General features: G+C 59.6%; 13 protein-coding genes. 10 read left to right on the forward strand and 3 right to left on the reverse strand.

Going from position 1 to position 17,863, the window contains the following annotated elements:
• Positions 1-2: 2 nt before the first annotated feature.
• The 9 genes from icmH to ACYZUD_RS24565 all read left to right on the forward strand — a co-directional run bounded on the left by icmH (position 3) and on the right by ACYZUD_RS24565 (position 12,808).
• Positions 3-860 carry a type IVB secretion system protein IcmH/DotU gene (icmH, locus tag ACYZUD_RS24525; protein WP_462020536.1) on the forward strand — a complete coding sequence of 286 codons (858 nt, stop codon included), beginning with the start codon at positions 3-5 and terminating at the stop codon, positions 858-860.
• Between the two features lie 25 nt (positions 861-885).
• On the forward strand, positions 886-4,425 hold the full coding sequence (gene tssM / locus ACYZUD_RS24530) for a type VI secretion system membrane subunit TssM (protein ID WP_462020537.1): 3,540 nt from the start codon (positions 886-888) through the stop codon (positions 4,423-4,425).
• Complete coding sequence (locus ACYZUD_RS24535) at positions 4,425-5,153, forward strand: PP2C family protein-serine/threonine phosphatase (protein ID WP_462020538.1); 729 nt, start codon at positions 4,425-4,427, stop codon at positions 5,151-5,153. Before tssM ends, ACYZUD_RS24535 begins: the two co-directional genes overlap by 1 nt.
• The gene (locus ACYZUD_RS24540; protein WP_462020539.1) at positions 5,150-6,166 is read left to right on the forward strand and encodes a serine/threonine-protein kinase; all 1,017 of its coding nucleotides are present in this window, start codon (positions 5,150-5,152) and stop codon (positions 6,164-6,166) included. The genes ACYZUD_RS24535 and ACYZUD_RS24540 overlap by 4 nt, the downstream gene beginning before the upstream one ends.
• A gap of 28 nt (positions 6,167-6,194) precedes the next feature.
• Positions 6,195-8,567: a type VI secretion system Vgr family protein gene (locus ACYZUD_RS24545; RefSeq protein WP_462020540.1), complete on the forward strand. Its 2,373-nt coding sequence runs from the start codon at positions 6,195-6,197 to the stop codon at positions 8,565-8,567.
• Between the two features lie 14 nt (positions 8,568-8,581).
• Positions 8,582-10,768 carry a phospholipase D-like domain-containing protein gene (locus ACYZUD_RS24550; protein ID WP_462020541.1) on the forward strand — a complete coding sequence of 729 codons (2,187 nt, stop codon included), beginning with the start codon at positions 8,582-8,584 and terminating at the stop codon, positions 10,766-10,768.
• 43 nt (positions 10,769-10,811) lie between these two features.
• A complete protein-coding gene (locus tag ACYZUD_RS24555) occupies positions 10,812-11,621 on the forward strand; it encodes a tetratricopeptide repeat protein (protein WP_462020542.1) in 810 nt (269 codons plus the stop codon).
• Positions 11,608-12,474, forward strand: coding sequence for a tetratricopeptide repeat protein (locus ACYZUD_RS24560; RefSeq protein ID WP_462025107.1), 867 nt, complete (start codon positions 11,608-11,610; stop codon positions 12,472-12,474). Before ACYZUD_RS24555 ends, ACYZUD_RS24560 begins: the two co-directional genes overlap by 14 nt.
• 118 nt (positions 12,475-12,592) lie before the next feature.
• Positions 12,593-12,808 carry a hypothetical protein gene (locus ACYZUD_RS24565; RefSeq protein ID WP_462020543.1) on the forward strand — a complete coding sequence of 72 codons (216 nt, stop codon included), beginning with the start codon at positions 12,593-12,595 and terminating at the stop codon, positions 12,806-12,808.
• Between the two features lie 47 nt (positions 12,809-12,855).
• Here ACYZUD_RS24565 and ACYZUD_RS24570 read toward each other — a convergent pair whose 3' ends face one another.
• Positions 12,856-13,242: a DUF6124 family protein gene (locus ACYZUD_RS24570; RefSeq protein WP_462020544.1), complete on the reverse strand. Its 387-nt coding sequence runs from the start codon at positions 13,240-13,242 to the stop codon at positions 12,856-12,858.
• Between the two features lie 389 nt (positions 13,243-13,631).
• On the opposite strand from ACYZUD_RS24570, the gene ACYZUD_RS24575 reads away from it, so the two are divergent.
• The gene (locus tag ACYZUD_RS24575) at positions 13,632-14,015 is read left to right on the forward strand and encodes a hypothetical protein (protein ID WP_038980709.1); all 384 of its coding nucleotides are present in this window, start codon (positions 13,632-13,634) and stop codon (positions 14,013-14,015) included.
• Between the two features lie 286 nt (positions 14,016-14,301).
• Here the strand turns inward: ACYZUD_RS24575 and ACYZUD_RS24580 are convergent, their stop codons facing one another.
• Together ACYZUD_RS24580 and recG are read right to left on the reverse strand one after the other, a co-directional pair.
• A complete protein-coding gene (locus tag ACYZUD_RS24580; protein ID WP_462020545.1) occupies positions 14,302-15,702 on the reverse strand; it encodes an aminoacyl-tRNA deacylase and HDOD domain-containing protein in 1,401 nt (466 codons plus the stop codon).
• 79 nt (positions 15,703-15,781) lie between these two features.
• Positions 15,782-17,857: an ATP-dependent DNA helicase RecG gene (gene recG / locus ACYZUD_RS24585; protein WP_462020546.1), complete on the reverse strand. Its 2,076-nt coding sequence runs from the start codon at positions 17,855-17,857 to the stop codon at positions 15,782-15,784.
• Positions 17,858-17,863 lie beyond the last annotated feature (6 nt).

Genomic DNA, 17,863 nt, shown 5'->3' on the forward strand with positions numbered 1-17,863 from the left:
ACATGATCAAGGACATGGAACATAACCAGGACGACAAAACCGTCCTGCTCGACCGCCAGGGCCACGGCCCGGCGCAAAGTCCGCTGACCGACTTCGCTGCACCGCCACGTTTCGAGCAGCTGGAAGAGCGGATGATCTACGCCGCACGTTTGCGCCCGGCGGAATCCTTCAACATCAGCCTCAATTCGCTGGTCGCAGCCGCCTCCGATCTGTTGTCGGAAGTGGTGCGACTCAAGCACAGCGACACCCGCGAAGACATGTACGCGCTCAACGAGCGACTGACCGCCGGGCTGAAACTGTTTGAAGTACGCGCGCTGCACAACGGTGCCGAAAGCAGCCAGGTGATGGCTGCGCGTTACGTGCTCTGCACCGTGGTCGACGAAGCGGTCGTGACCACGCCGTGGGGCAACGAAAGCGAGTGGTCGCAGATGAGCCTGCTCAGCAGCTTCCACAACGAAACCTTCGGTGGCGAGAAGTTCTTCCAGCTGCTGGATCGCCTGTCGAAAAACCCGGTCAAGCACCTGCCGATGCTGGAGCTGATGTACCTGTGCCTGTCCCTCGGGTTCGAAGGCAAGTACCGCGTGCAAGCTCGCGGCATGCTCGAACTCGAAGGCATCCGCGACGCCTTGTATCGGCAGATCCGTCAGTTGCGCGGCGACGTGCCACGTGAGCTGTCGCCGCACTGGGAAGGCTTGAACGATCAGCGCCGCAGCCTGGTGCGCATCGTGCCGGCGTGGATGGTGGTGCTGTTCACTGTGGTGTGCCTGGTGGTGATGTATTCGGGCTTCGCCTGGGTGCTGGGCGAGCAACGCGAAACCGTTCTGCAACCTTATCAGCAGCTAGATCCGGCCGCCGTTTAGCCGCAGCCGTAAACAGGGACGTGTGATGAAAAAGTTTTCCAAGAAAGTCGGCGCCTTCGTGCGTCAGACCTGGGTCTGGACCTTGCTGCTGGTGCTGTTCGTCGCGCTGCTGGTGTGGTTCGTCGGGCCGCTGCTGGCGGTCAATGACTACAAGTTCTGGGAAGGCTCGACCTCCCGCCTGCTGACCATCAGTGTGTTGTTCCTGATCTGGGGCCTGACCATGGTCTTCGTCAGCTGGCGCGCCGGTGTGCGCAAGAAAGCGGTCGAAGACACCGAGGACGGCCAGGACCGTATCCGCCGTGAAGAGTTGATCGACGAAGAGCAGAAGGAGTTGAAGGAGCGTTTCAAGGACGCCCTGAAAACCCTGAAGACGTCGAGCCTGTATCGCGGTCGCAGCGAGCGCTGGCGCAGTGATTTGCCGTGGTACTTGCTGATCGGCCCGCAGGGCAGCGGCAAGACCAGCCTGCTGGATTTCTCGGGCCTTGAGTTTCCGATCAACAAGATCGACCGCAAACTGACCCGCGACACCCTCGGCACCCGTCATTGCGACTGGTACTTCGCCGATCACGGCGTGCTGATCGACACCGCCGGGCGTTACCTGACCCAGCCGGATGCCGAAGTGGATGGCAGCGCCTGGAGCACCTTGCTCGACCTGCTGCGCAAGCGTCGCCGCAACCGTCCGTTGAACGGCGTGCTGGTGACTGTCCCGGTTGAATTGCTGCTGGGCAACACCGAGCAGGACCTCGACACGTTGGCTCGCCAGGTGCGTGCGCGTCTTCAAGATGTGCATCAGAAACTGCACGTCGATGTGCCGATTTATCTGGTGTTGAGCAAGGCGGACAAGCTGCTCGGTTTTGACGAGTTCTTCGACCAACTGACCCGCGAAGAAAGCGATCAGGTACTCGGCACCAGCTTCCGCAAAGAGCAGAGCGGCACCGACGTCGCCGTGCTGCGCGCCGAGTTCGAAGAGCTGCTGCGTCGTCTCAACAGCCAGGTCATCATGCGCATGCACCAGGAGCGCGACACCCAGCGCCGTGGCCGCATCCTCGACTTCCCGCATCAACTGGGGCAGATCGGCGAGCGCCTGTGCCTGTTCGTCGACATGGCGTTCACCGGTAATCGCTACCAGCGTGTCAGCCAGTTGCGTGGTTTCTACCTGACCAGCGCACCGCACCTGACCCAGGAGATGGATCAGACCACCGCCGGGATTGGCGCCAGTCTGGGCATGAGCGCCGGTGTGCTGCCGACCTTGCGCAGTGGCCGTTCGCGGTTCATTCACCATTTGCTCAGCCGGGTGATTTTCCCCGAGGCCGATCTGGCCGGTCTGGACAAGCGCGAACGCAGCCGCATTCATTGGGGCCAACGTGCGTTGTACGTCGGTGCTTTGGCGGCACTGGCGCTGTTTGGCATGCTGTGGGCGGGCGGTTTCTCCGCTAACTACGAGCGCCTGGAAAACCTGCGCAACCTGGCAACCACCTGGACGCAACAGCGCTCGGCCCTGACCGCGCGCGACGATTCCATGGCGGTGCTCAAGACTCTCGACACCCGTTACGCGGCGACTCAGGTTTTCCCGAAAAAAGGTGACGTGGGTTACCACGAGCGTGGCGGCCTGTACCAAGGCGAGGACGTCAACCCGGTGGTCAAGGCTGCCTACGAGCGTGAGCTCGAAGCGCAGTTATTACCAAAGGTCGCGACCCTGCTGGAAGGTCAGATCCGCACCAACATGAAGGACCGCGAGCGCCTGCTCAACAGTCTGCGTGCGTACCTGATGTTGAACATGAAAGATCGCCGCGACGCTGCGTGGCTCAAGGATTGGGTCGCCACCGACTGGTCCCTGCGCTACGCTGGCAACACCTCGGTACAGAACGGTTTGAACACGCACTTCGAGCGTTTGCTGAAGCAGCCGTTTATCTACCCGCTGAACGATCAACTGGTGGCTCAAGCCCGTCAGGTATTGCGCAGCGAGTCGCTGGCCAACGTGGTTTACCGGATGCTGCGCGAGCAGGCCCGCAATCTGCCGGAGTACCGTTTCAGCCAACACCTGGGCCCACAAGGTGCGTTGTTTGTCGGCACCGATTACGTGATCCCGGGGTTCTACACCCAACAGGGTTATCAGCAGTATTTCTCGGTCCAGGGCAGTGCACTGGTCACCGACATCCTGCGTGACAACTGGGTGCTGGGCGAAGGCGCGGGCATCAGCGGCATGGACTTGCGTCGCCTGATGGTCGAACTGGAGCAACTGTACTTCCGCGACTACGCCAACTTCTGGAGTGAAGCGGTCGGCCAGGTTGCGCTGCCACCGATCAACGACGCGGGCGAGGGCGCCGAGCAACTGGCGGGCCTGACTTCGGCGAATTCGCCAGTGCTGCAACTGCTGGTGGAAGTGCGCGAGAACACCCGATTCCCGGCAGAAGCCGAACCGGTTGATCAAGCGGCTGATGCCGCTGCAGCGCTGGCAGACCAGAAAGGCAAGTTGGGCAAGTTGGGCAAACTGGCGTCTGCCGCAGCGGACCAGGCCTCGGACATGGCTGCAATCAAAAACCTGCCGGACACCGCGAAGAAATCCCTGCAACGTCGCTTTGAACCGCTGCACCGTCTACTGGATGACAACAACGGCCCGGCCGCTGATTTGACCCCGGCCCTGACGGCGCTCAACGACCTGCAAATGCAACTGGCGAGCCTGGCCCGTGCCAGCGCGCCGGAACAGGCTGCGTTCGAAATGGCCAAGACGCGCATGAGCGGCCAGCGTGATGCGCTGAGCAACCTGCGCAATGCCTCGAACCGTCTGCCGCGTCCTGTCAGCGTGTGGTTCAACGTGCTGGCCGAAGACACCTGGCGTCTGGTGCTCAACGATTCCTACCAGTACCTGAACCAGCGTTATCAGAGCGAGCTGTACAGCTTCTACGGCAAGGCGATCAACAAGCGTTACCCGTTCAGCGCCCACAGCACCAGCGACGTGGCGATCAGCGATTTCCGCGAGTTCTTCAAGGCCCAGGGCATCGCCGATCGCTTCTTCGAAAACTACATGCGTCCGTTCGTGAGTGGCGATCCAGGCAACTACCGCCTGCGCAGCATCGACGGTCACAGCATGCCGATCTCCAAGGTCTACCTCGACCAGATGGCCGCGGCACAAGTGATCCGCCAGAGCTTCTTCTCGATCAACCCGGCCGAGCCGCAAGTGCAGTTCAAACTGGAGCCGTACACCCTCGACCCGGCGGTCAGCCGTTCCGAGTTCAAGTTTGGCGACAAGACCATTGAGTACCGCCACGGCCCGATCGTGCCGGTGTCGTTCAAATGGCCGACCGATGCTGAAGACGGTCGCACCAGCCTGGTCCTCGACAAAATGGCCGGCCGGCCAATCGGTATCGAGAAGAACACCGGCCCATGGTCGCTGTTCCGCCTGTTCGACCTGATGCAGACCGAGTACCTGAGCGGTCGTGATGTGCTGGTGCTCAAGGCTGACGTGGGTGGCCTGCGCGCCAACTACTTGCTGTCGAGCCAGCGCACACCGAACCCGTTCGACATGGGCGTGCTGCGTACCTTCCGTATGCCGGTGCAGCTCTGATGCTGGTTGCCAGTCCCTGGCGCAGCGCTGCGCGTACCGACGCCGGCAAGGTTCGGGCGCGCAACGAAGATGCTTTTCTCGACTGTCCACAGCAGGGGCTGTGGGTGGTCGCGGACGGCATGGGCGGTCATCAGGGCGGTGACATCGCCAGCCAGTTGATCGTCGCCAGCCTGGCGGAATTGCCGGAGCAGAACGATTTCGACGAGCGACTCAAAGGCGTGCGCCAGTGCCTGCACTGGCTCAACCGTCGCTTGGGTCAGGAGTTGACCGTCACCGCCGGGCGCCACGACAGCATCATGGGCAGCACCGTGGTGGCGCTGCTGGTGGAGGGCAATCGCGCGGCCTGCATCTGGGCCGGCGACAGCCGTTGCTACCTGTGGCGCGGCCAGCGTTTGTATCAGCTGTCCAAGGACCATTCGCTGCAACAGCAACTCATCGACGAGCAACACATGAGCATCGAGGACGCCCGTGCGCATCCTTCCGCGCATGCGCTGACCCGTGCGGTCGGCGCGGCTGATGTGTTGACGTTGGATGTGCTCGAACTCGAGGTGTATCCCGGCGATGCGTTTCTGTTGTGCAGCGATGGCTTGTACCAAGGGCTGAGCACTGATGCCTTGGGCAACGCCCTGAGCCTGACCGCGCCGCACATTGCGCTGGAGCGTCTGTTCGACGGCGCTCTGCGTGGCTCGGCGCGGGACAACCTGACCGCCGTGGTGATCCGAACATGACCCAACTCATGCCGCCACTCGACGACCTGCTGGTGAGCGAAGAGCAAGCCAGTAACCTGACTTACTTTGCGTTCGCCCCGTCTCTAAACGGAAAGCCGCACAAGGCAGAACCCGCGCTGGCGCCGACCAAGGCCAGCGTCGGTGAGATGCCGGACGTTCTGGCAGGCCGTTACCGCATCGAGCGTCTGCTCGGTGCCGGTGGCATGGGCGCGGTTTACCGCGCACGGGACTTGCTGAGCGAACAGTTCGGCGATCCCGACCCTTACATCGCGCTGAAAATCCTCAGCGAAGAATTTGCCGAATCGCCGGACGCCAGCGCCTTGCTCTACAGCGAGTTCGCCCTGACCCGACGCCTGCGCCACGACAACGTGCTGCGCCCGCACACCTTTGAAGTGGACACCGATTGCCAGCGCGCCTTCATCACCATGGAACTCATGCGTGGGCTGACCCTGGACAAATTACTCTGCGAGCGGCCCCTGGGTTTGCCGTGGAAAGAGCTGCGCGACATCGCGCTACCGCTGCTCGACGCGCTGGCCTACGCCCACGCTCGCGGCGTGCTGCACGGCGACATGAAGCCGAGCAACGTGATGCTCAGCGAAGAAGGCGTGCGCCTGTTCGACTTCGGCCTCGGTCAGGCCGAGGAGGGTATCTTGCCCGGCCTGCCACACCTGAGCCGTGACCGTTTCAACGCCTGGACTCCGGGTTACGCCGCACCGGAACTGCTCGAAGGCCAACCGCTGTCGGCCAGCGCCGACGTGTACGGCGTGGCGTGCGTGCTCTACGAGTTGGCGGGCGGCAAACATCCGTTCCGCCGCTTGTCGTCGATCGAGGCCCGCGACGGCCACCTTGACCGCGAGCTGCACGCACCCCGAAACCTACCGAAACACTGCTGGCCAGCCCTGCGAACGGCGCTGGCTTTCGATGCGGCGGATCGAACGATCACCGCTGCACAACTGTGTGACGCCATGTGCGCCACTTCGTCTTTGCTGCAACGCCTGCGACTTCGGGCGTAACGGATGACTACCGAACAGGGAGCAAGCAATGTTCAACCTCGCTAACGAAACGCACTTCAGCCTGACCGTCGACGGTTCTCAAGGCGATCAGGTCGGCGACCTGCAAGTGCTGTCGTTCACCGGCACCGAAGGCATCAACCAGCCGTATCGCTTCGACCTCGAACTGGTCAGCGAAAACCCGGACCTGGATCTGGAAAAGCTCCTGCACAAGCAGGCATTCCTGGCGTTCGATCCCCAAGGCAGCGGCATCCACGGCCAGATCTACCGCGTCGCCCAAGGTGACGCCGGCAAGCGCCTGACCCGCTACAAAGTCTCCTTGGTGCCGCAGCTGCAATACCTGCATCACCGCACCAACCAGCGCATCTACCAGCAGATGTCGGCGCCGAAAATCATCGCGCTGATCCTCGATGAGCATGGCATCAAGGGCAACGCCTACAGTTTCCAGCTCAGCCAGCCATGCCCGGACCGCGACTACTGCGTGCAGTACGAGGAAACCGACCTGCACTTCGTCCAGCGCCTGTGCGAAGAGGAAGGCATTCACTACCACTTCCAGCACAGCGAAAAGGCCCACTTGCTGGTGTTCGGCGACGACCAGACCGTGTTCCCGAAACTCGGGCAGCCAACGGCTTATGTGCAAGGCAGCGGCATGGTCGCTGACGAACCGGTGATCAAAAGCTTCAAGCTGCGCCTCGAAACCCGCACTGGTCGCGTCACCCGCCGCGACTACGACTTCGAAAAGCCGCGCCTGCAACTCGAAGCGGCCTACAAGCCTGATGCTCAGAGCGAAGAGCCGGACCTCGAAGACTATGACTACCCCGGCCGCTTCCTCGACCGCGCACGCGGCAAATTCCTCAGCCAGCGCACCCTCGAACGTCACCGCGCCGACTACCAGCAAGCCGAAGGCCATGGCGACCAGACCACCCTCGTCAGCGGTCACTTCCTGGAAATGTCCGACCACCCGCGCACCGAGTGGAACGACCTCTGGCTGCTCACCGAAATCGTCCACGAAGGCAAACAGCCGCAGGTGCTCGAAGAGTCGGTGACCAGCGACACCACCGACAACAAAGACGACTTTCACCAGGGTTACCGCAACCGCTTCCTCGCCACCCCGTGGGCCGTGTTCTACCGCCCCGTGCTGGAGCACCCGAAACCGCGCGTACTCGGCAGCCAGACCGCCATGGTCACCGGCCCCAAAGGTGAGGAAATCCACTGCGACCCATACGGCCGCATCAAAGTGCAATTCCGCTGGGACCGCGAAGGCCTGGCCGACGACAAAACCAGCTGCTGGCTGCGCGTCTCCAGCAGTTGGGCCGGCGACCGCTACGGTGCCATCGTCATCCCGCGCATTGGCATGGAAGTGCTGGTGACCTTCCTCGAAGGCGACCCCGACCAGCCGCTGGTCACCGGTTGCCTGTACCACAAGGAAAACCAGGTTCCCTACGACCTGCCGGCGAACAAGACCCGCAGCGTGTTCAAAAGCCTCAGCTCGCCGGGCGGCGGCGGGTTCAATGAACTGCGGATTGAAGACAAGAACGGGGCCGAGCAAATCTTCATCCACGCCCAGCGGGACTGGGATGAAAACATCGAGCACGATCAGAAGATCCGCGTCGGCAACGAACGCCACGACACGGTGGTGAAGAACACTTACACCGAGCTGAAGGCCGAAGAGCATCGCACCACGATTGCCGACCGCAAGGTGGAAACGCGGGCGGATGATCACCTGACGATTGGGCAGAGCCAGCATGTGAAGCTAGGCACGGCGCAGCTGACCAGCGCCGGGAAAGAGATTCACCTGAAGGCTGGCGCCAAGATCGTCATCGAGGCCGGCTCGGAACTGACCATCAAGGGCGGTGGCAGCTTCATCAAGCTCGATGCCGGTGGCGTGACCGTGGTTGGACCGGTGGTGAAGATCAATGCGGGCGGTTCGGCGGGCTCGGGGACCGGGATTGGCATCAAGCCGCCGGTACTGCCGGGGGCGGCGGATAAAGACAAGGCAGGGAGTTTGATGGATCAGGCCTTGACCAATCCATTGAAGGAAACACCTCCCGGACAACTGCGCCTGCGCATTGCGCCGTTGCCGAACATGCCCGGCTATGCCGATGAGCCCTATCAGCTCTACGCGGATGGCGCGCCGATCAGCAAAGGCTTCAGTGATGAACAGGGCAACGTGGTGTTTCAGCACATTCCCGGGACCCGCAACTATGTGGTGGAAACCATCAACGGCCATCGTTTCAGCATGGACATGAGTGAAGAGTCTACCGACCAGACGCGCCACCGCACTGAACGGCTGGGGCGCGAAGGCTACCGTGATTTTCCTGAGGGCGCGGCGTCGCTGGAAGCCGCGAACATCGGCGACGTATTCCGCCAACTGTGGGCGGATCAAAGCGAGCCGAAGGCGTAAAAGGAGTTACTTGAATGACCTACCTCGATCAAAAACTATCGCTTTCGGTTGCCGAGAGCAGCGCGACCCTGAGTGCCGACTGGTTCGCGCACAAAAACAATCCGCTGAGCCCGCCACGCCCGGCGGGCAACATCGTCACCCCGCTGGTGTGTGGCGAAGAAGCCTTCGGCAAAGTGTATGAATGCATACAGAAGGCCAAGCGCAGCATCGATCTCATCAGTTGGGGGTTCGACCCGGGCCTGCGCCTCAATCGCGGCTCGGCCGACAGCCTCAGCCTGGGCGAATTGCTCAAGAAAAAGGCTGATCAGGGCGTGGAAGTGCGCGTGCTGATCTGGAATAACCGACTGGCCCAGCTCGGGGAAAACTCGGTCATCGGTGAGGGCTGGAACGGTTCTGGCGGAACGTCGATGGGCTCGGGCATGACCCAGGGCCAGCCTGCGGACATCAGCGGACGAGACGCCAAACGCCAGAAGCTCCTGCAAAAGCAGCAGGAAGAGCAAGCAAAGCTGGCCAAGCTTTCGCCAAGCGACGAAAGTGGCAGACGCGCCGCGCGTGACAAGTTGATCAAGATCCAGATTGACCTGGATGCGCTGAACAGTGGCTACACCAAGGGCAGCGATTCGGGCGGAACAGTGCAAGACCCGAACGAACAGATCAAGACGCGTGACTGGCACCGTTGGGTGCACAGCAGTGAGGCACGCAACATCGAATTTCGCACGCGTGACTTCAACTGGGCGGGTGAGCTGACCTACGACGACGAAAACGGCTTGCGGGTCCATTACGGGCGTCTTGCCATTCTGTGGCGGTTGATGAAAAGCGAGTCCCCGGATGTGCCTTTTATTCAGATGCTCGCACTCGGCCTGTTTCCCAGCCATCACCAGAAAACCCTGGTGATCGACTACATGGACCCGCAAACGGCCGAAGGCTTCGTCATGGGGCACAACCTGCAACGCAACTATTGGGATACCACCGAGCATGCCTTCGACGACCAGGCCGGTCAGCGCGACCAAGGCTTCGGCCCCTGGCAGGACCTCTCCTTGCATGTGCGCGGCCCGGTGCTGTTCGACCTCAACCACAACTTTTGCAATGCCTGGGACAAGGGCACCAACTGGATAAAACGTGCCTTCAGCGGCTCCTTGATCGACCAGCGAAAAGTGGTCAAGCCATTGAGCCTCATCTGCAATGGTGGCGAGCCTGCGCAAATCTGCAGAACCCAGCCAGAAGAAGGGCCGGAAACCACCATTCTCGAAGTGTATGAAAAGGCACTGGGCAACGTGCACCAGTACGCCTACATCGAGAACCAGTATTTCCGCTACAAACCCTTGGCCGAACGCCTGAAAAAAACCGCGGCCGACTACACCGCCGCGGGCAAGCTTCAAGACCTGTACCTGTTTGTGGTGACCAACAACCCGGAAAGCGGGCACTTCTCAAGCACCACTCACGAGACACTGGATACCCTCGGCCAGGGAGAGCTGATGCCCTTGGCTCACCGCGATCTCAAATACGACCAACGCCAACTCGCCCTCCGCGAACGTGAATTGACGGCCCACCCCAGCTCACCTCAGCGCGATCGGGACCTGGCAGACGTGAAAGCGCAAATGGCCAAGGAGAACATCGACTCCAGCCGCGCCGACGACCTGATCGAAACGGACCCCAACAAGCACTACAACCAGGCCGCGGCTCGAGAACTGGAACCTGAACTGATCCCGCCGAAGGGGCTCAAAATCATCGTTGCCACCCTGGTCAGCTGCAAGGACAGTGGCGCTCCGGTGGCCGCGAAAACCAGTGCAGAGCGGCAAACGGATAAGGCCATCGAAGAACACCTCGGCCCTGAACAAGGCACGGCGCAGTACAAGTCGATTTATGTGCACAGCAAATTGCTGTTGGTTGATGACCTGTTCTTTACTCTGGGCTCGGCCAATATCAACTTACGCAGCTTGCAGACTGACTCTGAATTGAACATCGCCATGCCTAGTCCGAAAACGACGCGGACTTGGAGAGAGCGGTTGTGGGCGATGCATTCGGGGGGGGCTGTTAGCGCGGAAGGCAGTACTCCGAGCGATAATATTAAGGATGACTTTGATAACTGGGAGCGCGCGGTAAAAAAGAATTGGAGGAATCAGAAACAAAACCTGCCTCTTGAGGGGCACCTTGTTAGATTTTGGGATTTGGTGACGCCTTATGCAAAAGCGGTTGATTAACTCAATATTCGCATTTTTATTATTTTTTACTGGAGGTGCAGCCATGGCTGATGAATTCAAATGTATCCATGAGTTAGATACTGCACCGCCTCTGGATCAACAAGCGGATCAATGGTTTAAACAAGCTCGATCGATCAGTAAAGAGCGGCTGCCAGATTGGGCCGAAGTGGCGCGTCTATACCAGCGTGCTGTAGAGAAAAATCACTGGAAGGCAATGCATAATCTTGCAGAGTTGTATTTGCGAGGTGATGGCCTTGAAAAGGATACAAATAAAGCAATTGATCTATATATGTTAATGGTCAAGTTGGAGGTTCCTCTTGGTTATTACGATATGAGTGTAATGACTCAGCGAGGAGTGGGGGTGGTCCAGTCGGATAAAAATGCGATGATGTTCCTATTAAAGGCAGGAGATCTAGGCAGCCCTCTAGCCCAACTTAGACTGGGGAGCATATACATATATGATCTAAAGAAATACAAGCTAGGTGAGTCTTATTTACGCTGCGCTGCGCATCAGGACGATGCAGAAGCAAATTATGAGCTGGGTGGCTACTACGAGGTGGTGGATAGGAACTACCCCGTGGCAATGCATTACTATCAACGCGCTGCTTCCTTGGGGGAGCGTAAAGGCGCAATGGAAATTAAGGATACATTTCGCGAAGGTAAGTTTTCTTATAAGAAGGATGAGAGGCTAGCCAAGGCGTATTACGAAGTGTCGAGCCAATTATCAAAAAATCCAGAACTTCGTCTTCCTAATCTAGCCAAAGATATTCCTCTTCCTCCAAATCCGGTTCAGGGTTACCACGGTGATAAGGATATCAATTGGAAACCTACTGGGCGTGATGACGATTATTAAAGGTTTGCTGGCTACGGGCTTATTAAGTGCTAGTGGGCTTGTTGTGGCCGACGAATTCAAGTGTGTCCATGAACAAGATGTTGCCCCGCCTTTGAATCAACAGGCGGAGCAGTGGTTTCAACAGGGACGCTCTATCAGTAAAGAGCGTCTACCGAAATGGACGGAAGTCGCTCAGTTCTATCAGCAGGCGGTAGAGAAAAATCACTGGAAGGCCATGCACAATCTTGCCGAGCTTTATTTGCGCGGTGACGGGGTTGCCAAGGATACAAATAAAGCTATTGACCTGTACATGGAGATGGTGAAGTTAAAGGCCCCGTTGGGCTATTACGATATGAGTGTTATGACTCGACGTGGCGTTGGAGTAGTGCAGTCTGATAAAGATTTTATGCTCTTTTTGATCAAGGCAGCAGATTTTGGTAATCCTCAGGCGCAAACCCAGATTGGGTACATTTATATATATGATAAAAACAGAGATTCTGTAGGGCTTAGGTACCTTAGGTGTGCAGATGCACAGGACTATTCAGATGTAACTTACAAAATAGCTTCATATAACAAGAATATTGACGCTAATTATCCTGTTGCCGTGCACTATTATCAGCGTGCGGCAGCATTAGGTTTGCGCAAAGCAGCATTAGTCATAGAAAGTACTTTTATGGATGGCGATTTCGGCTATGTAAAAAATGAGAAGTTGGCGAAAGCTTATAGCAATATTTCTAGTCAGCTATTCAAAGATCCAAATCTGCAGTTTCCTGGCTTAGCGAAAGATTATCCACTGCCGCCACACCCTGTTCAGGGCTATCACGGCGATAAAGACATCAACTGGAAACCCACGGGACGTGATGACGACTACTAATCCTGCGACGAAATGAGAGACTCTGCGTCAGAGAAAAGCATCCTGCTCAACCTCGCGGTGCACAGGTTTTCGACTCAAGCATGTCCATGAAGGACTCGACGAATGAAGGAGCACTGTAATGCGTAAAGCCTTGGGGATTTTGGCGGCTGTGTTGTTAGCCCTTTCGATATTCAGTGCAGTGCTGGGGCTGGGTGGTATTGCTGCCGGATCGACTGGCAGCGGAAGCATTTCCGGTGGCCTTGATGTCGCCTTCACCGTGGCGTGGGTGCTGTTTGTGTTGAGTCTGTTAAGTGGTGTCGTCGCTATTTTCTGCCCAAAAGACAGTCGGCCGTAGAACGGGGGAAGGGATGGGTTTTTAGGCTGAACCCATCCCCCAGTTCGCTATTTCGCGTTGGCGCGATGCTCCGCCGGATTCGGCGAATCAATGTGATCCAGTGCTCGCTCCACCAACAACCTAACCCCATCCGACATTCTGCTGAGCGCCAACGCTACGGAGCGCAGAGTGCCGTCAACATCGTCAGCCAGGTTCGCGGCGATGGCGCTGATGGACAGCAGGTCTTCCGAGGCGTTGGCCAGAAGGGCTTCGGTGTCGATGTCGGGGGAGACGGTGAAGAGGTTGCCTTTACGAGGCTTGGGTTTATCGCTGGGCGGCGGGGCGAAATGGTGGTCGAGGGCGCGTTCGGCGGCTTCGTGGAGTTTCTTTGAATCGAAGGAATCGTAGGGGGAGGTGGCTTCGTTTTCGGGCGAGTTAGCTGATGGATGGGGCATAGGTATAAATCCTCGGAGTTAATAAATTCTCTCCTGGTTACGGACTTGCACATCCGTGCCACCGATTTTGCGGCGACGACCAAAGGTTATCGGTGAAAGTGAAGGGTGCCTAGTTCACCGACAGCCCGGCGTGTTGAAGGAAATGTCCGAGAGGTTTGAGGGGATCGGGATCAAAAGATCGCAGCCTTCGGCAGCTCCTACAGGATTGTGTTTCTTCAGGTGTAGGGCGGGTGTTTGAATGTGGCGTAGCCCGTCACGGGATGGCGTGACTTGGTAGTCATTGGCGTCAAAAAGACGGGCATCTTCTTCTAACGCTGCGCAATGGTGGCGTTCTCGCTTGAAGCCGCTACACTGCGCCGGCCGTTCATTTTTCTCTTGAGGCTGTGCGCATGAAATTTCGTTTTCTTCTGTGGATGCTGGGTTTGTTGATGGGTAAGGCCAGTCGGACTAATCCTGCGTTTCAGCAGCAGTTGGGTGACAAGGAATTGGTGTTTCAGCTACAGACCCTGGACGGGAAAGTGGCGCGGCATTTTTTTGTGAAAGACCAGCGCATTACCAGCAAGTCGGGCGTGTATGCCGAGCCGGCGTTTGCGATTGCCTTTAAGGATGCGGCGTATGGTTTTGCCACGATGCAGGCGAAGAACAAGCAGTTGGCGTTTATGACGGGGATTCAGGATAAGTCGATTCAGATCAAGGGCAACCCGGCGCTGGTGATCTGGTTTCAGGGGTTGACCAAGTATTTGAAGCCGCGCAAGGCGAAGGCTAAGGCCTGAGAATTGGCCTCACGTCGGTGGTGAAGGGCTTTTTGTGGCGAGGGGGCTTGCCCCCGTTGAGCTGCGAAGCGGTCCTAAAGTCTGAGACCTCGGTTGTATCTGACACACTGCGTTGGCTGGTTTGCGACTGCTGCGCAGTCGAACGGGGTGGTGCGGCATTCCGACAAGTCCCCTCGCCACAGGAGTTGTGGTGATTCAGTTGGATCGGGGTGGATTCATCGCGAGCAGGCTCGCTCCCACAAGGGATCATCTAAACCCTGTGGGAGCGAGCCTGCTCGCGAAGCTTTTAGGCCTGGCTGAATTGCGAAGCGAGTTCGCGCAGCAGCACTTCAGCCTCAAGCACTTTGCTGACGACGTCGTTGGCTTTCTCCCGCGTCAGGCCGACGCGTTCCAGCAACGCATCCGGGATGTCTTCATCCGGCCCGGACCCAATCCCGCGACTACGCAGCAGGCGCACGGACAGGCACACAAGGTTCGGGTATTCGGCATACGCGCCGTCGTAGCTCGGGTCGTGCTGGAAGCGCAACGCGGTGGCCAGTTCGTCCGGCATGTCCCAGTAGCGCATCAGCCACGAGCCGATCTGTTCGCGGCTGATGCCCAGCAGGTGCTGCTCGACAAAGCTGTGGCACAGGTGCGGGTTGACCTCCAGGTGGCGGCAGATCAGCGAGAAGTGCGGCGGGAACACGTGGGCCAGCAGCAAGTAGCCGAAGTTGTGCAGCAGGCCGGCAAGGTAGGTCAGGCCGGCTTCCGGGCGCTGGGCGCGCGGCATGGCGCGGGTCAGGCCTTCGATGACGGCGGCGGTGTAGATCGATTGCTGCCAGTACGGCGTGGTGTGTTGCGGATGGTCTTTGGGCAGGCTCAGGGTTTTGCCCAGGGCCAGGCCCAGCGCCAGGTTGATCACCAGGTCGAAACCCAGCACCCGGACGATCGCGTCTTCCACCGAACGAATCTTGCCCGGCGACGCGTAGTACGGCGATGCGGCCCAGCTCACGACTTGCGCGGCCAGGGCCGGGTCGGTTTCGACGACGCCGGTGATGTCGTCGATGGTGGCGTTGGGGTCGACGCGCAGCTTGATGATTTTCTGCGCGGTCTCGGCCAACGGCGGAATTTCGATGGTTGCTTCCAGGCGTTGCTGGATGCGCCGCGCGGTGAACGCTTGAACGGCCTGGGTGATTTCCTCGCGGTCATCGTCGGGGCGGTCGAGGTTCGGGCGGATGCGGGTCAGGGCTTCGCCGAAGTTGGCGGCGCTGGCCTTGGTCAGCATGGTTTTGAAGGCTTCGCTGGTGATTTCCAGCAATACGCCCGGCTCGCCCGAGTTGATCAGCAACTTCGGTTCGCGCAGCAGGCTTTCTTCGTACAGGCACGGTGAGCTGGTCAGCGCCGGCAGGCCGGGCAGCAGGCTCAGGTTGTGTTTGCCGAGCATTTTGACCAGGCGTTCGGTCGGCACGGCCGTGAGGCGGCGGCCGGTGAGTTCAGCGAGGCGATTGAGGTCGAGTAATTGGCTCTGCGGAAACAGCACCATCAGCGCGCCCACGGCGTCGTCGAGCAAAACCGCCTGTACTTTGCGCGAGGCGTTCAGACCGTGGTGTTCGATGACTTCTTCGTAGGCGATGCCCAGCTTGCCGAGCAGCAGCCGAATAACAGACGGAGCATGCGGGGTTTCGGGGGCGAGGGCAGCTTCGGTCATGGTGTGTATCCGTTTTCGAAACAATTGCAGGAGTATAACCAGCTTGCTCGGAGCGATGGTCCAGAAACTGCGACGGTGCTCACACTTGGCCGTATTGCTGCCCGTGGCGCAGCCAGCGGTCGAGCAGCGGGCTGACGTGATCCGGCCAGCGCTCCAGCAATGCCTGGGCGGCGTCGCGTACGGCGGGCAGCAAATCGGCGTCGCGCATCAGGTCGGCGACCTTGAATTGAAGCAGACCGGTCTGCCGTGTGCCGAGCATTTCGCCAGGGCCACGCAGTTCAAGGTCCTTCTCGGCGATGACAAAACCGTCGTTGGTTTCGCGCATGATCCCCAGTCGCTGACGGCCGATTTGTGACAGCGGTGGATGGTACAAAAGCACGCAATGGCTGGCGGCACTGCCCCGACCGACGCGACCACGCAACTGGTGCAACTGTGCGAGGCCCAGGCGTTCGGGGTTTTCGATGATCATCAGGCTGGCGTTCGGGACGTCTACGCCGACTTCGATCACGGTGGTCGCGACCAGCAGTTGCAGGTTGCCGGCCTTGAACTCGGCCATGACCGCGGCTTTCTCGACAGGCTTCATGCGGCCGTGGATCAAGCCGACCTTCAGCTCGCCGAGTGCAGCGGTGAGGTCTTCGTACGTCGTTTCCGCCGCTTGGCAGGTCAGCTCTTCCGATTCTTCGATCAGCGTACACACCCAGTAGGCCTGACGCCCCTCGGCACAAGCGCCGCGCACCCGTTCGATGACTTCAACGCGTCGGGTGTCGGTGACCAGCACGGTGTTCACCGGGGTTCGACCGGGCGGCAGTTCGTCGAGGATCGAAGTATCCAGGTCGGCGTAGGCGCTCATGGCCAGCGTCCGTGGAATCGGCGTGGCGGTCATGATCAACTGGTGCGGACACATCCGCCCGCCAACGCCTTTTTGCCGTAGCGCCAGGCGCTGCTGCACGCCGAAGCGGTGTTGTTCGTCGATGATCACCAGCGCGAGGTTCTTGAACTGCACTTCGTCCTGGAACAGCGCGTGGGTGCCGACCACCATCGGTGTGCCGCTGGCGATCTGCTCCAGTGCGGCTACGCGGTTCTTGCCCTTGAGCTTGCCGGCCAGCCACGCGACTTCAATGCCCAACGGTTCGAGCCAGCGCTTGAAGGTGACGAAGTGCTGCTCGGCGAGGATTTCGGTAGGGGCCATCAATGCGACCTGATAACCCGCTTCCAATGCCTGCAACGCGGCGAGGGCGGCGACCACGGTTTTACCGGCGCCGACGTCACCCTGAATCAGCCGCAGCATGGGCTCGTGCTGACTGAGGTCGTAGGCGATTTCATTGCCGACCCGTTGCTGGGCGCCCGTGGGTGTAAAGCCCAGATTGGCCAAATACCTGGCCGGTAGCTGGGTGGCTTTCGGCATGGCTGGCGCGCGCAGGGAACGCATGCTTTCGCGTAGACGCTGCTGGGACAGTTGATGGGTCAGCAGTTCCTCGAAAGCCAAACGGTGCTGGGCCCAATGATGACCGAGGGCGAGTTCGTCGACATCGGCGTCGGCCGGCGGGTGATGCAGGTAGCGGATCGCGTCGGCCAGCGGCGCCAGTTGATAGTCCCGCGCCAGTTCGGTCGGCAGCCAGTCGGGCAGGCTGGTCGGGCCGAGCATCGTCAGGGTCTGCATGCACAACTGGCGCAATCGCTGTTGGGTCAGGCCTTCGGTGAGCGGGTAGACGGGGGTCAGGGTTTCGTCCACCGGCGGCGGCTCGTCGCCGGTGATGGCGCGATACTCCGGATGATAGATCTCCAAACCCGACGCGCCGGGCCGTGCTTCGCCGTAGCAGCGAATCCGCGTGCCGCGCTTGAGGCCTTCTTTCTGGGCGTTGCTGAAATGGTAGAAACGCAGGCTGAGTCCGCCGGTGCCGTCTTGCAGGCGTACAACGAGGCTGCGGCGTCGGCCCATGACCACGTCGGCGCCGCTGACGGTGCCTTCGATGACGGCGTCTTGCCCAGGGCGCAAATGACCGATCGGGACCACGCGAGTGCGGTCCTGATACCGCAGCGGCAGGTGGAACAGCACGTCCTGGAGATTCTCCAGGCCGACCTTGGCCAATTTTTCGGCCATGGCTTCGCCGACACCCTTGAGTGCCGTCACTGACACTTGCGACAACTCGGTCATGGCTGC

The sequence above is a fragment of the Pseudomonas sp. XS1P51 genome, assembly GCF_054897845.1.

What these genes read in the sequence shown, in the direction of transcription:
- icmH (WP_462020536.1), top strand. Translation starts at nt 3, where the DNA reads ATGATCAAGGACATGGAACATAACCAGGACGACAAAACCGTCCTGCTC.
- tssM (WP_462020537.1), top strand. Translation starts at nt 886, where the DNA reads ATGAAAAAGTTTTCCAAGAAAGTCGGCGCCTTCGTGCGTCAGACCTGG.
- ACYZUD_RS24535 (WP_462020538.1), top strand. Translation starts at nt 4,425, where the DNA reads ATGCTGGTTGCCAGTCCCTGGCGCAGCGCTGCGCGTACCGACGCCGGC.
- ACYZUD_RS24540 (WP_462020539.1), top strand. Translation starts at nt 5,150, where the DNA reads ATGACCCAACTCATGCCGCCACTCGACGACCTGCTGGTGAGCGAAGAG.
- ACYZUD_RS24545 (WP_462020540.1), top strand. Translation starts at nt 6,195, where the DNA reads ATGTTCAACCTCGCTAACGAAACGCACTTCAGCCTGACCGTCGACGGT.
- ACYZUD_RS24550 (WP_462020541.1), top strand. Translation starts at nt 8,582, where the DNA reads ATGACCTACCTCGATCAAAAACTATCGCTTTCGGTTGCCGAGAGCAGC.
- ACYZUD_RS24555 (WP_462020542.1), top strand. Translation starts at nt 10,812, where the DNA reads ATGGCTGATGAATTCAAATGTATCCATGAGTTAGATACTGCACCGCCT.
- ACYZUD_RS24560 (WP_462025107.1), top strand. Translation starts at nt 11,608, where the DNA reads ATGACGATTATTAAAGGTTTGCTGGCTACGGGCTTATTAAGTGCTAGT.
- ACYZUD_RS24565 (WP_462020543.1), top strand. Translation starts at nt 12,593, where the DNA reads ATGCGTAAAGCCTTGGGGATTTTGGCGGCTGTGTTGTTAGCCCTTTCG.
- ACYZUD_RS24570 (WP_462020544.1), bottom strand. Translation starts at nt 13,242, where the DNA reads ATGCCCCATCCATCAGCTAACTCGCCCGAAAACGAAGCCACCTCCCCC.
- ACYZUD_RS24575 (WP_038980709.1), top strand. Translation starts at nt 13,632, where the DNA reads ATGAAATTTCGTTTTCTTCTGTGGATGCTGGGTTTGTTGATGGGTAAG.
- ACYZUD_RS24580 (WP_462020545.1), bottom strand. Translation starts at nt 15,702, where the DNA reads ATGACCGAAGCTGCCCTCGCCCCCGAAACCCCGCATGCTCCGTCTGTT.
- recG (WP_462020546.1), bottom strand. Translation starts at nt 17,857, where the DNA reads ATGACCGAGTTGTCGCAAGTGTCAGTGACGGCACTCAAGGGTGTCGGC.